The organism is Olsenella sp. SW781 (genome assembly GCF_012027725.1).
In the GTDB taxonomy this organism is placed as follows: domain Bacteria; phylum Actinomycetota; class Coriobacteriia; order Coriobacteriales; family Atopobiaceae; genus Thermophilibacter.
This window is the reverse complement of record NZ_SJOU01000003.1, coordinates 42,339-58,006: the sequence shown is the minus strand read 5'-3', so window position 1 is coordinate 58,006 and position 15,668 is coordinate 42,339. Positions and strand designations below refer to the sequence as shown.

General features: G+C 72.7%; 14 protein-coding genes and 1 other RNA gene. 12 read left to right on the top strand and 3 right to left on the bottom strand.

From position 1 onward, the window contains the following. Nucleotide 1: 1 nt before the first annotated feature. The 12 genes from E0L17_RS02340 to E0L17_RS02285 all read left to right on the top strand — a co-directional run bounded on the left by E0L17_RS02340 (nt 2) and on the right by E0L17_RS02285 (nt 12,604). Entirely contained in the window at nt 2-1,129 is a 1,128-nt protein-coding gene (locus E0L17_RS02340) for a UDP-N-acetylglucosamine--N-acetylmuramyl-(pentapeptide) pyrophosphoryl-undecaprenol N-acetylglucosamine transferase (RefSeq protein ID WP_167929678.1), read from the top strand. 513 nt (nt 1,130-1,642) lie between these two features. Next, nucleotides 1,643-3,055: a UDP-N-acetylmuramate--L-alanine ligase gene (gene murC, locus E0L17_RS02335; RefSeq protein ID WP_167929677.1), complete on the top strand. Its 1,413-nt coding sequence runs from the start codon at nt 1,643-1,645 to the stop codon at nt 3,053-3,055. Then, nucleotides 3,052-3,966, top strand: a complete 915-nt coding sequence (murB, locus tag E0L17_RS02330; RefSeq protein WP_167929676.1) for a UDP-N-acetylmuramate dehydrogenase — start codon at nt 3,052-3,054, stop codon at nt 3,964-3,966. Before murC ends, murB begins: the two co-directional genes overlap by 4 nt. A gap of 8 nt (nt 3,967-3,974) precedes the next feature. Further along, the gene (locus tag E0L17_RS02325) at nt 3,975-5,393 is read left to right on the top strand and encodes a cell division protein FtsQ/DivIB (RefSeq protein WP_167929675.1); all 1,419 of its coding nucleotides are present in this window, start codon (nt 3,975-3,977) and stop codon (nt 5,391-5,393) included. Nucleotides 5,394-5,620: 227 nt separating this feature from the next. Further along, complete coding sequence (ftsZ, locus tag E0L17_RS02320; RefSeq protein WP_206108965.1) at nt 5,621-6,748, top strand: cell division protein FtsZ; 1,128 nt, start codon at nt 5,621-5,623, stop codon at nt 6,746-6,748. Nucleotides 6,749-6,750: 2 nt separating this feature from the next. Further along, nucleotides 6,751-7,599, top strand: coding sequence for a purine nucleoside phosphorylase YfiH/LACC1 family protein (locus E0L17_RS02315; RefSeq protein ID WP_167929674.1), 849 nt, complete (start codon nt 6,751-6,753; stop codon nt 7,597-7,599). Continuing rightward, nucleotides 7,596-8,327 (top strand): YggS family pyridoxal phosphate-dependent enzyme, encoded by a 732-nt coding sequence (locus tag E0L17_RS02310; RefSeq protein WP_167929673.1) that lies wholly within the window; start codon nt 7,596-7,598, stop codon nt 8,325-8,327. Before E0L17_RS02315 ends, E0L17_RS02310 begins: the two co-directional genes overlap by 4 nt. A 48-nt stretch (nt 8,328-8,375) precedes the next feature. Beyond that, complete coding sequence (locus E0L17_RS02305; protein WP_167929672.1) at nt 8,376-9,053, top strand: cell division protein SepF; 678 nt, start codon at nt 8,376-8,378, stop codon at nt 9,051-9,053. A 10-nt stretch (nt 9,054-9,063) separates the two neighbouring features. Then, nucleotides 9,064-9,876, top strand: coding sequence for a pyrroline-5-carboxylate reductase (gene proC, locus E0L17_RS02300; RefSeq protein ID WP_167929671.1), 813 nt, complete (start codon nt 9,064-9,066; stop codon nt 9,874-9,876). 58 nt (nt 9,877-9,934) lie between these two features. Beyond that, a complete protein-coding gene (locus E0L17_RS02295) occupies nt 9,935-10,204 on the top strand; it encodes a YggT family protein (RefSeq protein WP_167929670.1) in 270 nt (89 codons plus the stop codon). 59 nt (nt 10,205-10,263) lie between these two features. Next, nucleotides 10,264-10,935: a DivIVA domain-containing protein gene (locus E0L17_RS02290; protein ID WP_167929669.1), complete on the top strand. Its 672-nt coding sequence runs from the start codon at nt 10,264-10,266 to the stop codon at nt 10,933-10,935. A 565-nt stretch (nt 10,936-11,500) separates the two neighbouring features. Next, the gene (locus E0L17_RS02285) at nt 11,501-12,604 is read left to right on the top strand and encodes a hypothetical protein (protein ID WP_167929668.1); all 1,104 of its coding nucleotides are present in this window, start codon (nt 11,501-11,503) and stop codon (nt 12,602-12,604) included. Nucleotides 12,605-12,811: 207 nt separating this feature from the next. On the opposite strand, the gene E0L17_RS02280 is transcribed toward E0L17_RS02285, so the two are convergent. From E0L17_RS02280 to rnpB, 3 genes are all read right to left on the bottom strand, one after another. Beyond that, nucleotides 12,812-13,759, bottom strand: a complete 948-nt coding sequence (locus tag E0L17_RS02280; RefSeq protein ID WP_167929667.1) for a TIGR03915 family putative DNA repair protein — start codon at nt 13,757-13,759, stop codon at nt 12,812-12,814. A gap of 10 nt (nt 13,760-13,769) precedes the next feature. Continuing rightward, nucleotides 13,770-15,185 carry a putative DNA modification/repair radical SAM protein gene (locus E0L17_RS02275; RefSeq protein WP_167929666.1) on the bottom strand — a complete coding sequence of 472 codons (1,416 nt, stop codon included), beginning with the start codon at nt 15,183-15,185 and terminating at the stop codon, nt 13,770-13,772. Between the two features lie 116 nt (nt 15,186-15,301). Continuing rightward, an RNA gene (gene rnpB, locus E0L17_RS02270) (RNase P RNA component class A) lies at nt 15,302-15,664 on the bottom strand. Nucleotides 15,665-15,668 lie beyond the last annotated feature (4 nt).

Sequence of the window (15,668 nt, the reverse complement as noted above, 5' to 3'; positions counted from 1 at the left end):
CATGTCCGAACGCGCCCTCGAGGTCGCCATCGCCGCCGGCGGGACGGCCGGCCACATCAACCCGGCGCTCGCGCTCGCCGAGGAGCTGCGCGACCGCGGCCACCACGTGAGGTTCTTCGGCCAGCAGGCCAAGCTCGAGGGGCGGCTCGTGCCCGAGGCGGGCTTCGAGCTGGTCCCCGTGGTGGTGAGCGGGTTCGACCGCTCCCGCCCCTGGACGCTCGCGAGCTCGCTCTACCGCATGAGGCGCGCGCAGTCCCAGATCGCGCGGCGCTTCTCGGAGGAGGGCGCGCCCGACGTGGCGGTGGGCTTCGGCGCCTACGTCGAGATGGCCCTGCTCAACTGCTGCCACCGCCTGGGCGTCCCCTACGTGCTGCACGAGCAGAACTCCGTGCCCGGCCTCGCCAACAAGGCGCTCGCCCCGCACGCGGCGAGCGTGTGCATCTCGGTGCCCGCCGCGCGCGCGGCCTTCGAGCGCGAGGGGAGGCGCGCGCCCGCGGTGGTGCTCACCGGCAACCCCGTGCGCAGGAGCGTCGTGAACGCGAGCCGCGAGGAGGGCCGCGCCGCCTTTGGGGTGGAGCCCGACGAGACGATGCTGCTCGTCTTCGGCGGCTCGCTCGGGGCGGCGCATATCAACGAGGGCGTCTGCCGCCTCAAGCGCGAGCTCCTCTCGCGCGAGGGGCTCGTCGTCGTGCACTCCACGGGCGCCGACGGCTTCGACGAGACGGTCTCCGCCCTCGCGCTCACGCCCGAGGAGCAGCTGCGCTGGCGCGTGATGCCCTACATCTCCAACATGGGGCAGGCGCTCGCTGCGGCGGACCTCGTGCTCTCCCGCGCCGGCGCCTCATCGATCGCCGAGATCGCGGCGCTCGCCGTGCCGAGCCTGCTCGTGCCCTACCCGCACGCCACGGCCGACCACCAGACCACCAACGCCCGCTTCCTCACGGACGCCGGGGCGGCCGTCCTTCTCGCCGACGCGCGCATCGACGAGCCCGTCTTCGCCGAGGAGCTCCTCGGCCTCGTGGACGACCCCGCCCGCCGCGACGCCATGAGGGCCGCCGCCCGCGGCCTCGGCCAGGCCCGCGCCGCCGCCGCGCTCGCCGACCAGGTGGAGGCCGCCGCCCGCGCGTGAGGGCCCGCGCTCCCGCGAAGCGTCGCGAAACCCCCGCGCGCCCGCCGTGCGGGGTTCTGGCGACGCTCCGGCCCCGCGAAGCGTCGCGAACGCCCCGCGGACCCGCCGTGCGGGGCTGAGGCGACGCTCCACGCACGTAAAACGTCGCGAAGCCCCCGCTGACCCACCGTGCGGGGCCGAGGCGACAGTCCGGCCCCGCGAAGCGTCGCGAAGCCCCCGCTGACCTGCCGTGCGGGGCTGAGGCGACACTCCGGCCTCACGAAGCGTCGCGAACGCCCCGCGGACCTGCCGTGCGGGGCCGAGGCGACATTCCGGCCCCGCGAAACGTCGCGAAGCCCCCGCGGAGCCGCCCGCCCGATCCCGGCAGTCGAGAAGGACAAGCGAGAAGGACGGGCGGCGGCGCCCCGCAGACGGAGTGGAGAGTGGCGTATGCCGGCCGTTGAGGGCCGCCCATCGGCTACAGTAGAGGGTCGTAGGGGATTCGACCTTTCCATGAGCACGGAGGGTTTTCTGATGGCAGAGATCGAGAACGTCACGAGCGCCCACTTCATCGGGATCGGGGGCGCCGGCATGAGCGGCATCGCGCTCGTGCTCCACGAGCGCGGCTGCCGCGTCACCGGCAGCGACCTCAAGAGCTCCCACTACGTGCGCGAGCTCGAGGCCGCCGGCATCGACGTGCGCGTCGGGCACGTGGCCGCGACCATCGACGAGGTCGCGCCGCAGGTCGTGGTTACCTCGACGGCCATCCCCGACACCAACCCCGAGGTCATGCGCGCCCGCGAGCTGGGCATCCCCATCTGGCCGCGCGCCAAGATGCTCTCCTGGCTCTCCGGCACCCAGCGCACCGTCGCCGTCGCCGGCACGCACGGCAAGACGACCACCTCCTCGATGGTCGCCACGATGCTCGACAAGATGGGGCTCGACCCGTCGTTCCTCATCGGCGGCGTCGTGGAGGGCTATGACACCAACGGCCGCAACGGCGCGGGCGAGCACTTCGTGTGCGAGGCCGACGAGTCCGACGGCTCCTTCCTCTACCTCAACCCCAGCGTGGTGGTGGTCACCAACATCGAGGCGGACCACCTCGACCACTACGGCACCCTCGAGAACCTCGAGCAGACCTTCTGCACCTTCATGGGCCTCGTGGGGGAGGAGGGGACGGTCGTGGTGAACGGCGACGTCGCGCACGTCGTCGACCTCGCCCGCTCGACCGGCCGCCGCGTGGTGACCTACGGCTTCGACCCGTCGTGCGACTTCGTGTGCGTGCCCGGCGAGGCGCGCCACCGCCTGGAGAGCTCCTTCTCGGTCCGGCTGCCCTCCGGCGACGAGGTCGCGGTGACCATCAGCGCCAACCCCGGCCGGCACAACATGGCCAACGCCACCGCCGCGATCGCCGTGGCCTCGGTCCTCTCGCTCGACGAGCGCGAGGCGGCCGCCGCGCTCTCCCAGTTCAAGGGCGCGCGCCGGCGCTTCACGCACGTGGGCGACGTCGCCGGCGTGACCGTCGTGGACGACTACGGCCACCATCCCACCGAGGTGGCGGCCACCCTCTCCGCAGCCGCGGACCTGCCGTTCGAGCGCATCGTCTGCGTCTTCCAGCCGCACCGCTACTCGCGCACCCAGAACCTCGCCGAGGAGTTCGGCTCCGCCTTCGACCACGCCGACGTCCTGCGCGTCATGGACGTCTTCTCCGCCGGGGAGATGCCCATCCCCGGCGTCTCCGGCAAGACGGTCGTCTCCTCGGTGCAGCGCAACGGGCACGTCGCCGACGTCGCGTACGTGCCCAACCGCCGCCAGCTCGTGGAGGACCTCTGCGGGCTCGTCCGCCCCGGCGACCTGCTCGTCACCCAGGGCGCGGGCGACGTCACCACGCTCGGCCCCGCCTTCATCGAGGCCATGCGTGAGCGAGAGGGCGGTCGCGCCTCGTGAGCGTCTTCAACGCGTACATGACCCTCTCGGGCGCGATCGACGCCGACGTCCTGCGCGACGAGCGCCTCTCGCGCCACACCACCTATCGCATCGGCGGGCCGGCGGCGCTGTTCGTCGCCGCGCACAGCTACGCCGCCCTCGCGCGGACGGTGGCGGTCCTCGCCGCCGAGCGCGTCGACTGGGTCATCGTGGGCAAGGGCTCCAACCTGCTCGTGGCCGACCGCGGCTACGACGGCTGCGTCATCACGCTCGACGACGAGTTCTCCCGCATCGCCATCGGCGACGACGGCGCCGTCACCGTGGGCGCCGGCGCCGCGCTCTCCAAGGTGGTCAACGAGGCCCTCAAGGCGGGCCTCTCCGGCCTCGAGTTCTGCGTGGGCATCCCCGGCACCGCGGGCGGCGCCATCTCCATGGATGCCGGGACGCGCCACGAGTGGATCGGGCGGCGCGTCCGCGACCTCGTGGTCCTGCGCCCGGGGGAGGGCCTGCACCGCTACCAGGGGTCCGACATCGAGTGGGGCTACCGCTCGACCTCGATCCCCACCTCCGAGATCATCCTCGAGGCGACGCTCGCGCTCGAGCCCGGCTCGCGCGCCGAGATCACCGCCGACATGGAGGAGCGCCTGCGCCGCCGCCGCGAGGCACAGCCGCTCGGCGCCCCGAGCTGCGGCTCGGTCTTCCGCAACCCGCCCGAGCGCTCGGCCGGCATCCTCGTCGAGTCGTGCGGCCTCAAGGGCGCCTCGTGCGGCGGCGCGCAGATCTCGCCCGAGCACGCCAACTTCATCGTGAACCGCGGGGGCGCCACGGCCGCCGACGTCATCGCGCTCATCGGCCGAGCGCACGACGAGGTGCTCGCCCGCTACGGGGTGGACCTCGCGTGCGAGGTCAAGCTCCTCGGCTTCGGGGCATAAGGGCGAAGATGGCAAAGAACCCCGGCATGCGGCCGACGCCGCGTCAGAAGTCCCCGCTCTCGTCGGCTGCCGCCCGCGCGGCGGCCCCCTCCGGCGGCGTGGCGAGAAGGACCGTCTCGCCGGCGGCCGCCCCCAAGGCGTCCCGTCCCGCCAAGGCGAAGCTGAGCATGCCCAAGCCCGCCAAGGCGAAGGCCCCCGCCCCCAAGGCCAGGCCCGCGAAGGCCAAGCCGGCCAAGGTCAAGGCGCCCAAGGCCGCGAAGGCCCCAGCCCCCAAGGCGTCCCGGAGGGCGGCGTCTCCCGCGGGCTCACCCCGCCCCGCCCTTCTCGACCGCGCCGCCGCCATGGCGCGCCAGACGGGCTCGCCGAGCGCGGCGTCCGGGCGCGAGCGGCGCCAGCGCTACCAGCGCGGGCAGGTCCTGCGCGTCGTCCTCATGGTCGCAGGCGGCCTCGTCGCGCTCGCCCTCGTGGGGCTCGTGGCGCTCTTCGTCCTCAGGGACTCCGCGGTCTTCCTCATCGAGTCGGTCGAGGCCGAGCCGACCGAGCACGTCACCCAGACCGACATCCAGAACCTCGTCCACGTCCCCGCGGGCTCGACCCTGCTCAACGTCGACACCGACGCCGTGGAGGCCGCGCTCAAGAAGGACCCCTGGGTCGCCGACGTGACCTTCGAGCGGGTCTTTCCCCACACCCTGCGCATCGAGATCGTCGAGCAGCGGGTCGAGGCGCTCGTGGTCATGAACACGGGCTCGGTCGCCTGGTACCTCGGCGACGCGGACGTCTGGATCCAGCCCACCAAGATCGAGGCCGCCGAGGGCCAGTCCGTGAACGACGCGGCGCTCGCGCAGGCGCTCGCCGACGGCTGCCTGCTCATCACCGACGTCCCGGCGACGGTCTCCCCGGCCGCGGGCTCCGTCGCCACCGACGAGGTCCTCGACGCGGTCGCCGCCTTCAGGAGGGGCTTCTCGGAGGAGTTCCTCTCCCAGGTGGTGAGCTTCTCGGCCGCCTCTCCGGACAGCATCACCTGCACCCTCAAGAACGGCGTCGAGATCTTGCTGGGGTCGCCGACCGACATCGCGGCGAAGGAGACCGTCGTCACCCGGACGCTCGAACAGCACCCCGGGGCGGTCACCTACATCAACGTCCGCGTGGTCACGGACCCCGCCGTGAGGCCGACCGTGCGCCTCGTGGACTCCGACAACGTCGAGGCGGGCGACGGCGTCTCGGCGTCGGCCCCCGACGAGGGGCAGGCCACGGCCGACGCAACGCAGGGCTCGGCCGACGCGCAGGGCTCCGACGACGCCTCGCAGGGGGAGGGCTCGGACGGGGAGGGGTCCCAGGACGCGTCCCAGGGCTCTGACGACGGCTCCGCGGACGGCGGCGGGGACCTCGAGGGTTCCGTCGACGCGACCGCCGAGGGCGACGCCTGACCTGTCGCCGAAAAGTCTCAAGGGTGAGCGGCGGGCCCGCTACCTGCGGACTCCATGATTTCGCCAAACCGTTTGACGCGAGACCCTCAAGTGTGCCAAGATACGTCGCTTTCGCTAGAGCGTCGACGTTAACCTGAGCTTTAGGGTTTCTGCCAGCGCCGAGGCGACCGGCAGGAAGAAAAATCGAAAGCAGAACGCAGCACGAAAGGCCCTTCGAGGAGGACACGATGATCAAGGACACCGACACCCTCAACAACTACCTCGCCGTGATCAAGGTCGTGGGCGTGGGCGGCGGCGGCACCAACGCCGTGAACCGCATGATCGAGGAGGGCATTCGCGGTGTCGAGTTCGTCGCCGTGAACACCGACGCGCAGGCGCTCGCCATCTCCGACGCCGACATCAAGGTCCACATCGGCACCGACATCACCAAGGGCCTCGGCGCCGGCGCCAACCCCGAGGTCGGCAAGGAGGCGGCCGAGGACTCCCGCGACGAGATCAAGGCGGCGCTCGCCGGCTCCGACATGGTCTTCATCACCGCCGGCGAGGGCGGCGGCACCGGCACGGGCGCGGCGCCCGTCGTGGCCGACATCGCCAAGAACGACGTGGGCGCGCTCACCGTGGGCGTCGTCACCAAGCCCTTCACCTTCGAGGGCCGCAAGCGCTACAACTCCGCCGTCGAGGGCATCCGCAACCTCTCCGAGAACGTCGACACGCTCATCGTGATCCCCAACGACCGCCTGCTCGACCTCTCCGAGAAGAAGACCACGATGCTCGAGGCCTTCCGCATGGCCGATGACGTCCTGTGCCAGGGCACCCAGGGCATCACCGACCTCATCACGGTCCCCGGCCTCATCAACCTCGACTTCGCCGACGTCTGCACCATCATGAGGGGCTCCGGCACCGCCATGATGGGCATCGGCACCGCCTCCGGCGACAACCGCGCCACCGACGCGGCGGAGGAGGCCATCTCCAGCCGCCTGCTCGAGAGCTCCATCGACGGCGCCACGCGCGTCCTTCTCTCCATCGCGGGCAACAAGGACCTCGGCATCCAGGAGATCAACGACGCCGCCGACCTCGTCGCCAAGAACGTCGACCCGGAGGCCACGATCATCTTCGGCACCGTCGTCGACGAGTCCCTCGGCGACCAGGTCCGCGTGACCGTCATCGCCACGGGCTTCAGCGACGCCAACGTCCAGCAGACCCTCCCCACGATGAGCGTCTCCCGCCCGTCCTCGCGCGAGCGCCAGGCCGCCCCGGCGCCCGCTCCCGCGCCGGCGAGCCGCCCGTCGTCCTCCTCGTCCAACAACGACAAGGAGTTCGACATCCCCGACTTCCTGAAGCGCAGCCGCATCTAGCGATGCCCTCCCTCGAGAGACATCGCTCGGGCGACGTGACCCTGCTGACCGACCCGTCGGTCCCGGGCAGGGTCACGTTCGCGTTCACCGAGCGGGCGGGCGGGGTCTCGGAGCCCCCGTACGCCTCGCTCAACCTCGGGGACCGCTGCGGGGACGACCCCGTGCGCGTGGCGGAGAACCGCCGCCGGGCGCTCGCCGCCCTCGGCGCCGCGGACCTGCTCGAGCGGCTCGTGTGCCCTCATCAGGTGCACGGGGACCGCGTGGTGACGGTGCGCTCCGCCGACCCGGCGGCGCTCGAGGCCGCGCGCGCCGAGGCGCTCGCCGGCGCCGACGCCGTGGTGTGCGTCGCCGACGAGGTCCCGGTCCTCATGTGCTTCGCCGACTGCGTGCCCGTGGTGCTCGTCGCGCCCGGCGGCTTCGCCGTCGTCCACTCGGGCTGGCGCGGCACGCTCGCGCGCATCGCCGCCAAGGCGGCGCGCGCGCTCGCCGAGGCCGCGGGCTGCGGCGCGGGCGAGCTTCTCGCCTACGTGGGCCCGCACATCGGGGCGGGGGACTACGAGGTCTCCGAGGAGCTCCTCGGGATCTTCGTGGGCGAGTTCGGCGAGGGCGTCGCCCGCGCCCCGCGCAACCTCGACCTCGCCCTCGCCGTGACCTCCGCCCTCGAGGGCGCGGGCGTTGCGGCGGATAGGGTGGCCGTGTGCGACGTCTCGACGGCGCGCGCGACCGACCGGTTCTTCTCGTATCGTGCCGAGGGCGGCACCTGCGGCCGGCATGCCGCCGTCGCCCTCATGGGAAGGCGCCCCGCGGGCTGGCCCGCGGCGGGCGCCACGGAGGAGGGGTGGTGCAGATGAGCGAGCGCGACGAGTCATACGCCCGCTTCCTCGAGACGCGCCGCCGGGAGATCTGCGACATGATCGGCGCCGCAGCCGCCCGCGCGGGGCGCGACGCCGCGGGGGTCTCCGCGATCGCGGTCTCCAAGACGGTCGGCTTCGACGAGGTCCTTCTCGCCCGGCGCGCCGGGTGGGACGCCTTCGGCGAGAACCGCCCCCAGGAGCTCGTCCGCAAGCTCGAGGCGGCCGCGGCGTCGCCCGAGATGGCGGGCGTGCGCTTCGACATGATCGGCAACCTGCAGAAGAACAAGATCAACCAGGTGATCGGGCGCGTCGCGCTCATCCACTCGATCTCGTCGGCCCACCTCGCCGAGGCGGTGTCCACCCGCTGCGAGGCGCGCGGGATCGTGGCCGACGTCCTGCTCGAGGCCAACGTGTCGGGCGAGGCCTCGAAGTCGGGCTTCTCCCCGGACGAGCTGCGCGCCGCCGCCGAGGGCGTGGTGGCGCTCCCCGGTATCCGCGTGCTGGGGCTCATGACGATGGCGCCCGCGGGCGACGCCGACGCGGCGCGCCGGACGTTCTCCGGCCTGCGCGAGCTCGCCTCCGAGCTGCGCGCCCGCACGGGGCTCCCCCTGCCGGAGCTCTCCTGCGGCATGAGCGATGACTTCGAGATCGCGGTGGAGGAGGGCTCGACCCTCGTCCGCCTCGGCAGGTGCGTGTTCGACCAGGGCTACGCCCTGAGAGACTAGCTGGGCCGCGCGCCGGTGCGCCGGCGCGTCGCATGGAAGGAGAAGAACATGGGCTTCCTCGACTCGATCAGGGACCGCCTGCGCGGCGGCTCGGACGACGACTACTACGAGGACGACTACTACGACGAGGGCTACGAGGACGACGGCTACTCCGGCGCCCAGGAGCCCCGCCGCCGCGACGCGGGGTCGAGCCCGCGCCTGCTCGGCAACACGCCGCGCCCCGAGGCGGAGAGCGTCTCGGTCTACACGCGCTCCGGCCGCCCCGTGGGCGCCGAGCGCCCGGCGAGCGCGGCCCCGCGCCCCGCGCCGAGCACCTATGCCGCCCCGTCGCCCGTCGAGCCGTCCTACCAGCCGAGCTACCACTCCGACGCCACCTCGGTGATGCGCCCGACCTCCCAGGCGACGCCCGGCGACGTCGGCCTCAAGCCGGTCTCGCGCGTCAGCTCGGGCAAGCTGCCCCCCTACGTCCTGAAGCCGGTCTCCTACGACGACGTCCAGACGGTCGTGCGCCGCGTGCGCACCAACCAGCCGGTCGTCATCGTGTTCCGCAACACGAACATCGAGACCGCCAAGCGCATCCTCGACTTCTGCTTCGGCCTCTCCTTCGGCCTCGGCGGCGAGGTCCGCGAGCTCGGCGACCGCGTCTTCGCCGTGCTGCCGGCCGACGTCGACCTCTCGCAGTCGGACCTCGACAAGCTGGTCGCCGACGGCGACCTCGTGCGGTAGGGGAGGCGTCATGGGCAAGCTGGGCGTGACCGTCGGCATCGTCGGCGGCGGGTCCATGGGCGGCGCCATCGCCCGGGGCCTCGTTGAGTCGGGGGAGCTCGATGCCTCCGCCGTGCGCGTGGCGGACAGCGACCCGGCCCGCGTCGAGGCGCTCGCCGCCTGCGGGATCGCGGGGTGCGCGGACGCCGCGGACCTGCTCGCGGACGGCCCCGACGTCGTCATCCTCGCGGTGAAGCCGCAGGTCATAGGCGACGTCATGGCTGACATCGCCGAGGCCGCCGCGGGCAGGCTCGTCATCTCGATCGCCGCCGGCGTGGGCACCGCCGCCATCGCATCGGCGCTCCCTGGCTCGCGGGTGGTGCGCGTGATGCCCAACCTCCCCGTCCAGGTCCGCTCCGGCGCCACCACGGTGTGCGCCGGCCCGCGCGCCACGGCGGCCGACGTCGAGCTCGCCCGCGAGCTCTTCTCGGCGCTCGGCACCGCGTGCGTCGTGCGCGAGGACCAGCTCGACGCCGCCGGGGCGGTCGTGGGCACCGCGCCCGCGTTCTTCTCGCTCTTCGTCGACGCGCTCACCCGCGCCGGCGTGAGGACGGGCCTTCCCGCCGCGGCGTGCCGAGAGCTCCTCGAGACCACGATGCGCGGCTGCGCGGAGCAGCTCCTCTCCGAGGGGGTGCACCCGCGTGCGTACATGGAGCGGGTGACCTCGCCGGGGGGCACCACCGCCGCCGCGCTGCGCGAGCTCGAGCCGCTGCTCGTGGAGGGGTCGGAGGAGGCCGTCGACGCGGCGCTCGCGCGGACGCGGGAGCTTGCGGGCGACCGATAGGAACGTCCGGGAGCGGGTACCATCACGAGAGTGACGTCTCGGATTCGAAAGGCAGGGCATGGGGCTCTACAACATCGCGGTTCTCCTTCAACGGCTGATTGACATCTACGGCTGGGTCATCGTGATCTGGTGCATCCTGTCATGGGTGCCGCGCACGGGATCGGGGCTCTTCGAGGACATTCGCGGAGCCCTCGGCATGCTCGTCGAGCCCTATCTCGGCCTCTTCCGCCGGTTCATACCGCCGGTCATGGGGGTCGACTTCTCGCCGATTGTGGCGATATTGGCGCTCAGCCTCATCGAGAGGCTGCTCTTCGCCATCATTTTGTAGACTGGTACGGTACGGACACGCGGGGCAGCCCGCGTCCTGCGAAGCGAAAGGGAACAAGAATGGCAATCACACCAGCAGACATCGAGCAGCAGACCTTCTCTCCCTCCAAGCACGGCTATGACACCGAGGAGGTCGACGCCTTCCTCGAGCAGCTCTCCGCCGAGGTCGACGCGATGCTTCAGAAGATCGCCGACCTCAAGGGCCGTCTGACCTCCACCGAGCAGCAGCTCTCCGCCGCGCAGGCGCAGATCGCGAGCATGGAGGAGCACGGCTCCGCCACCGTCGCCGCCCCCGTTGCCGCCGCGCCCGCAGATGCCATCACCGCCTCCGAGCGCCAGATCTCCCAGGTGCTCATCGTGGCGCAGCAGTCCGCCGACAAGCTCGTCGCCGAGGCCCGCGACAACGCCGAGAAGATCCGCAACGACGCCGACGCCAAGGCCCGCGAGGTCATCCGCCAGGCGCTCGCCGAGAAGCAGAACGAGCTCGACGAGATCGACCGTCTCAAGGCCTCCCGCGAGGAGTTCCGCTCCGAGTACAAGAAGCTCCTCCAGCACTTCATGGACGACGCCGAGGCCGTCTTCCCGGCCCAGGTCGCGCTCTCGAGCGCCCCGAACGGCTCTGCCGGCACCACGCACGCCGACGCCCCCGTCTCCGCGCCCGCCCGCGTCGCCGCGCCCGCGGCCCCCGCGACCCCGGCCGTGAGCCTCGCCGACTTCGGCGACCTCGACTAGGCCCTCGCACCATAGCCCTCTCGCGGCCCCGCGCCCCTCTGGGTGCGGGGCCGCTTCGTCTCGCGTCGCGTTGGCGGCTCGGGACGGCGCCGGCGAGAAGGATGCGCCCTCGCGAGCATGCCCCCACGCACGGATTCCGCCTTCCGTGGACTAGAACCGTGCGTGGGGGCATGCTCGGCCAAAGCGTGCGCCCAGGCATGCTCGCGATGTCCCCGCGCGTTCTTCTCGCCCCCTGTCCCCGATGTCGAGCATGCCTCCGGACACGGATTGCCTCACGACCCGCGTGGCGAGAAGAACGTGCGTCGCGGCATGCTCGCGCCTCCCGCTTCCGCCCGCCGCTCGCCGATTGCCCCTTCCGCGCATGCCATCCTGCACGCTTTCCCCGAACATGCCCCTGCGCACGGTTTTGTCTCCCAGACGGCCAAATCCGTGCGCAGGGGCATGCTCGAGCATGGCGGCGGCATGGAGATGGCCGTCATGACCGCCGCCCGCCGAAAGCCCCCGTCCGGGAGAGCCCCTCCGTGGGAGAATGGCGGCCCTTTTACACCGGAGAGGGGAGGCGGGCATGAGCAGGAAGGTCGACGAGCGGATCGGGGCCGAGCTGGCGCGCGCCGAGGCGGAGGGCTCCTGCCTCGCGCCGGCGTCGCGGGCGGATTGCGCCGCGCTCCAGCGGCGCGTCAGGCGGCGCCGGACCGCGGAAGAGGACCGCATCATATCCCCGGTTCCCGGAATCTACGCCCGATGGGTCCACTGGCGCTCGCTCAAGCCCCCGCAACGCGCCCTCGGCATCATCCGCGGGCTTGCCGCGCTTCACCCCGACTGGGTCTTCTGCGGCCCCTCCGCCGCGCTCGTCCGAGGCATCTCCGTCTCCTGGGCGTCGCTTCGAAGGACGCACGTGGTCTGCGGCCCGCGCGACGGCAAGAGGCTCGCCGCCCGCATCGTCCGCCACCAGATCGACGTGGGGGAGGCCGAGGTCGTGGGCGGCATTCGCGTGACCTCGCTCGAGCGCACCGCGTTCGACTGCATGCGCGACGCGCGCTTTCCCGACGCCCTCGCCGTCGCGGACTCCGTGCTCCGGCTGACTGGGATGGGGCGCGGGGCGCTCCGACGGCTGCTGCGCCGCTCCTTCGCGGGCCACCGCGGCATCGCGCGCGTACTCGCCACCTGCGATTGGGCCGACTCTCGCGCGGAGAGCGGCGGGGAGTCCGTGGCCCGGGCCATCATGATCGAGCGCGGGGTGGCGCTCCCGGCCATTCAGGTCCGCCTCGCCGACCCGCTCGACGAGGACGGCTGGTTCAGGGTCGACTTCACGTGGCTCGGCAAGGACGGGAGGCCCGTCGCGGGGGAGCTCGACGGTCTGGTCAAGTATGTGGACCCCGCATTCATGGGCGGCCTCGGCCTCGAGGCGGTCATCGCCGGCGAGCGCCGCCGCGAGGCCCGCATCACCGCCTACAACATGCGCGTGGCGCGCTTCTCGCTCGGCGAGGTGGTAAACGAGGCGAGCTTCTGGCGCTGGGTTCGCCTCTACGGCATCCCCTTCGGGCCCCCGCCCGAGTGTCGCCACGGCGTTCCCGTGCGCGCTCTTGCCGGAGGGTGGAACCCCTCGTGCGGGGCTGGGGAGATGGACCTCGGCACATGGCGACTCGAGTACCAGGTGGTCGCCGCCTGACGCCCACTCGCATCGGCCGAGCATGCCCCCACGCACGCCTCTGGCCCCCTGCGGCTCAAAACCGTGCGCCCGGGCATGCTCGGCCGATGTGGGTGCCAAGGCATGCTCGGTCGGCGCGGGACGGCGCCGGCGAGAAGGACGTGCCCTCGTGACCATGCCCCCGCGCACGGACCGCCCCAGCATGCCCCCGCGCACGGATCTTGCCGCTCAGAGAGCGATTCCGTGCGCCGGGGCATGCTCGGCGCACCCGGGCGCGGCCGCCCCCTCGCCGCCCCCGGCGTAGCGGGCCGGCACGTGGGCGCCGGCATCGTCCGAGCGGGGGTCGAGCTCCGTCATGCGGCCCCGCAGCCGGACGGGGACGAACTTCGTCCGCAGGTCGTAGCCGCGCTCCGCCGCCTCGCGCCCCGGGAGCGAGACATGGTCGTAGAAGCGCTTCCAGAGGGCGCGGACGTAGCGCTCGTCACCCGCGAGGTCGTCCTCGCCGAGCGCGGCCAGCCGCCGCGCCAGCGCCTCGTCGAGGCGCACCACGACGCAGCGGGCGGCGCGCGCCTCGTGGAGGGCGGCCACGCGGTGGGCGGGGTCCACGAGGCAGAAGCGCTCCGGCCCCATCCGTCGGGCGAAGTGGGGCGCCACGAGGGGCACGACGTCCGCCGCGGGCTCGATCGCGGCGACCCACGACCCGTCCGCCCTTCTCGAGAAGCGCGCGAACTGCCGCGCGTGCTCGACCTCGGAGAGCACGTGCCGAGCGAGGTCGTCCACGGCGAGGGCCCGCTTGTCCGTGGCGCGGGCGTGCAGCTCGTGCGGCCGGGAGAAGCCGAGCCTCAGGTAGCGATGGACCGCCTCGGGCGCGGAGGGGTCGTCGGACGAGCAGGCGAGAAGGGCGCGCCGCGCGCACTCGCGGCCCGTCTTGCGTCGGAAGCCCTTGAGCACCCGCTCGGAGAGCCCGACCACGCCCTCGTCCGCCGCGTCGAGCGGGCCGAGCGCCACCTGGCCCAGGCGCGGCTGCACAGCGTCCGCCCGGCAGAGCTCGAGCGACCCCTCGCCCACGTGGGCGAGGTAGCCGACCCCCACCGAGGCCACGATGCCCTCGGCACCCGGCGCGCAGGCGAGAAGGACGCCGTAGCGCCGCGCGGTCTCGGCGACTGCCCCCACCATGCGCTCGACCTCAGAAGAGGCGCAGCTGGGCGCCCTCGAGCTCGGCGCGTCTCCTGTTGTAGGCGCTCCCTCGCGCATCGCTCACCAGCCTCTCGCGTATGAGCCCCTCGTCGAGCGGGCTCCCCTCGTCCCGAACGCCGCCGCACGTGAGGAAGTGCCGCGCCCGCCTCAGCGTCACGCGCAGCGCGCGCAGGTCGTCGAAGGTCACGGGCCCGCGCGCCCGAGCGGCCACGATGCGCCGTGCGCCCACGGGGCCCACGCCCGGCACGCGCAGCAGCAGCTCGAGCGGCGCGTCCATCACCTCGACGGGGAAGCGGTCGATGTGCCGCAGGGCCCAGGCGAGCTTGGGGTCCACCTCGAGGTCGAGCCAGGGCTCCTCCTCCGTGACGAGCTCCTCCGGCTCGAAGGCGTAGTAGCGCATGAGCCAGTCTGCCTGGTAGAGGCGGTGCTCGCGACGCAGCGGCACGGGCGTGCCGGGATCGGGGAGCCGCTCGTCGTCCATGAGCGGCATGTAGGCCGAGAAGAACACGCGCCTCAGGTCGAAGCGGTCGTAGAGCGCCTTGGAGAGGGAGAGGACGTGCCGGTCGTCCTCGGGCGTGGCGCCCACGATGAGCTGGGTGGACTGGCCCGCCGGGGCGAAGGCGCGCCCGCGGGGGCCCACGCGGGCGCGCGGGCGCGTGGTGAGCGCGAGCGCCGAGCCCCGCCCCGCGGCGAAGAGCGGCAGGGGGCCGTCGGGGGAGGGTCGCGCCTCCCGCCCGTCCTTCTCGCCCCGCGACGCGAGCCTGCGCCTGTCCGCCGCCCTGCCGTCCGCGAGCAGGCGCCGCTCCTCGTCCGCGCGCCTCGAGCGGATCTGCGCCATGGGGCGCAGCACGGCGTCGCGGCTCTTCTCGGGGCAGAGCGCCTCGAGGGAGGTCGCGCTCGGGAGCTCTATGTTCACCGAGAGGCGGTCCGCCAGCCGACCGAGCGCGTCAACGAGCTCGGGGGACGTCCCGGGGATGACCTTGGCGTGCACGTACCCGTTGAAGCGCAGGTCCTCGCGCAGGACGCGCAGGCAGGCGACCATGCGCTCCGTCGTGGCGTCCGCCGTGCCCAGGACGCCGGAGGAGAGGAAGAGGCCCTCCACGTAGTTCCTCTTGTAGAAGTCCACCGTGAGCTCGGCGAGCTCGCGCGGGGCGAACGTTGCCCGCGCGCAGGAGGCGGAGCTGCGGTTGACGCAGTAGGCGCAGTCATGGGAGCAGGCGTTGGACAGCAGGACCTTGAGCAGGGTGACGCAGCGCCCGTCCGGCGTGAAGGCGTGGCAGCAGCCCGCCGGCTGCGTGGCCCCGAGCCTGCCCTGGCGCGGCGCGCGCATCGCGCCCGAGGAGGTGCACGCCGCGTCGTAGCGCGCGGCCTCGGCGAGTATGCCGAGCTTGTCGAGCGTGTCCATCCGCCCTCCTTCTCCCGAACATCTGTTTGAGAGTAGGGTAGCACAGGGACCGGACACATGTTCTCATCCCGGGAAGACGGGCGCGCCACTGGCGTCAGGCTTATTTGGCACACGGTACGCGAGGTGGGCCTATAAGCCGGGTTCTGTCGTGGGCGGCCATTTATCTACTGCGGACGTCACCGTCCGCCTCTAGCGCGCAACCCGAGCGCAGTGCGGGCCACACCATGGCGCTCCTATTTGCGTTTGCTCCGGATGGGGCTTGCCAAGCCGTCGCGTTGCCGCGGCGCTGGTGGTCTCTTACACCACCGTTTCAGCTTTTCCCTTTGCGCGGCCCGAGGGCCGGCCAGTTGGAGTCTTCTTTTCTGCGGCGCTTTCCGTCGGGTTACCCCGCCCGGCCGTTAGCCGGCATCCTGCCCTGTGGAGCCCGGACTTTCCTCATGACGCCCTCACGGGCGCCCCGCGGTCGCCTGGCCCACCTCGCGT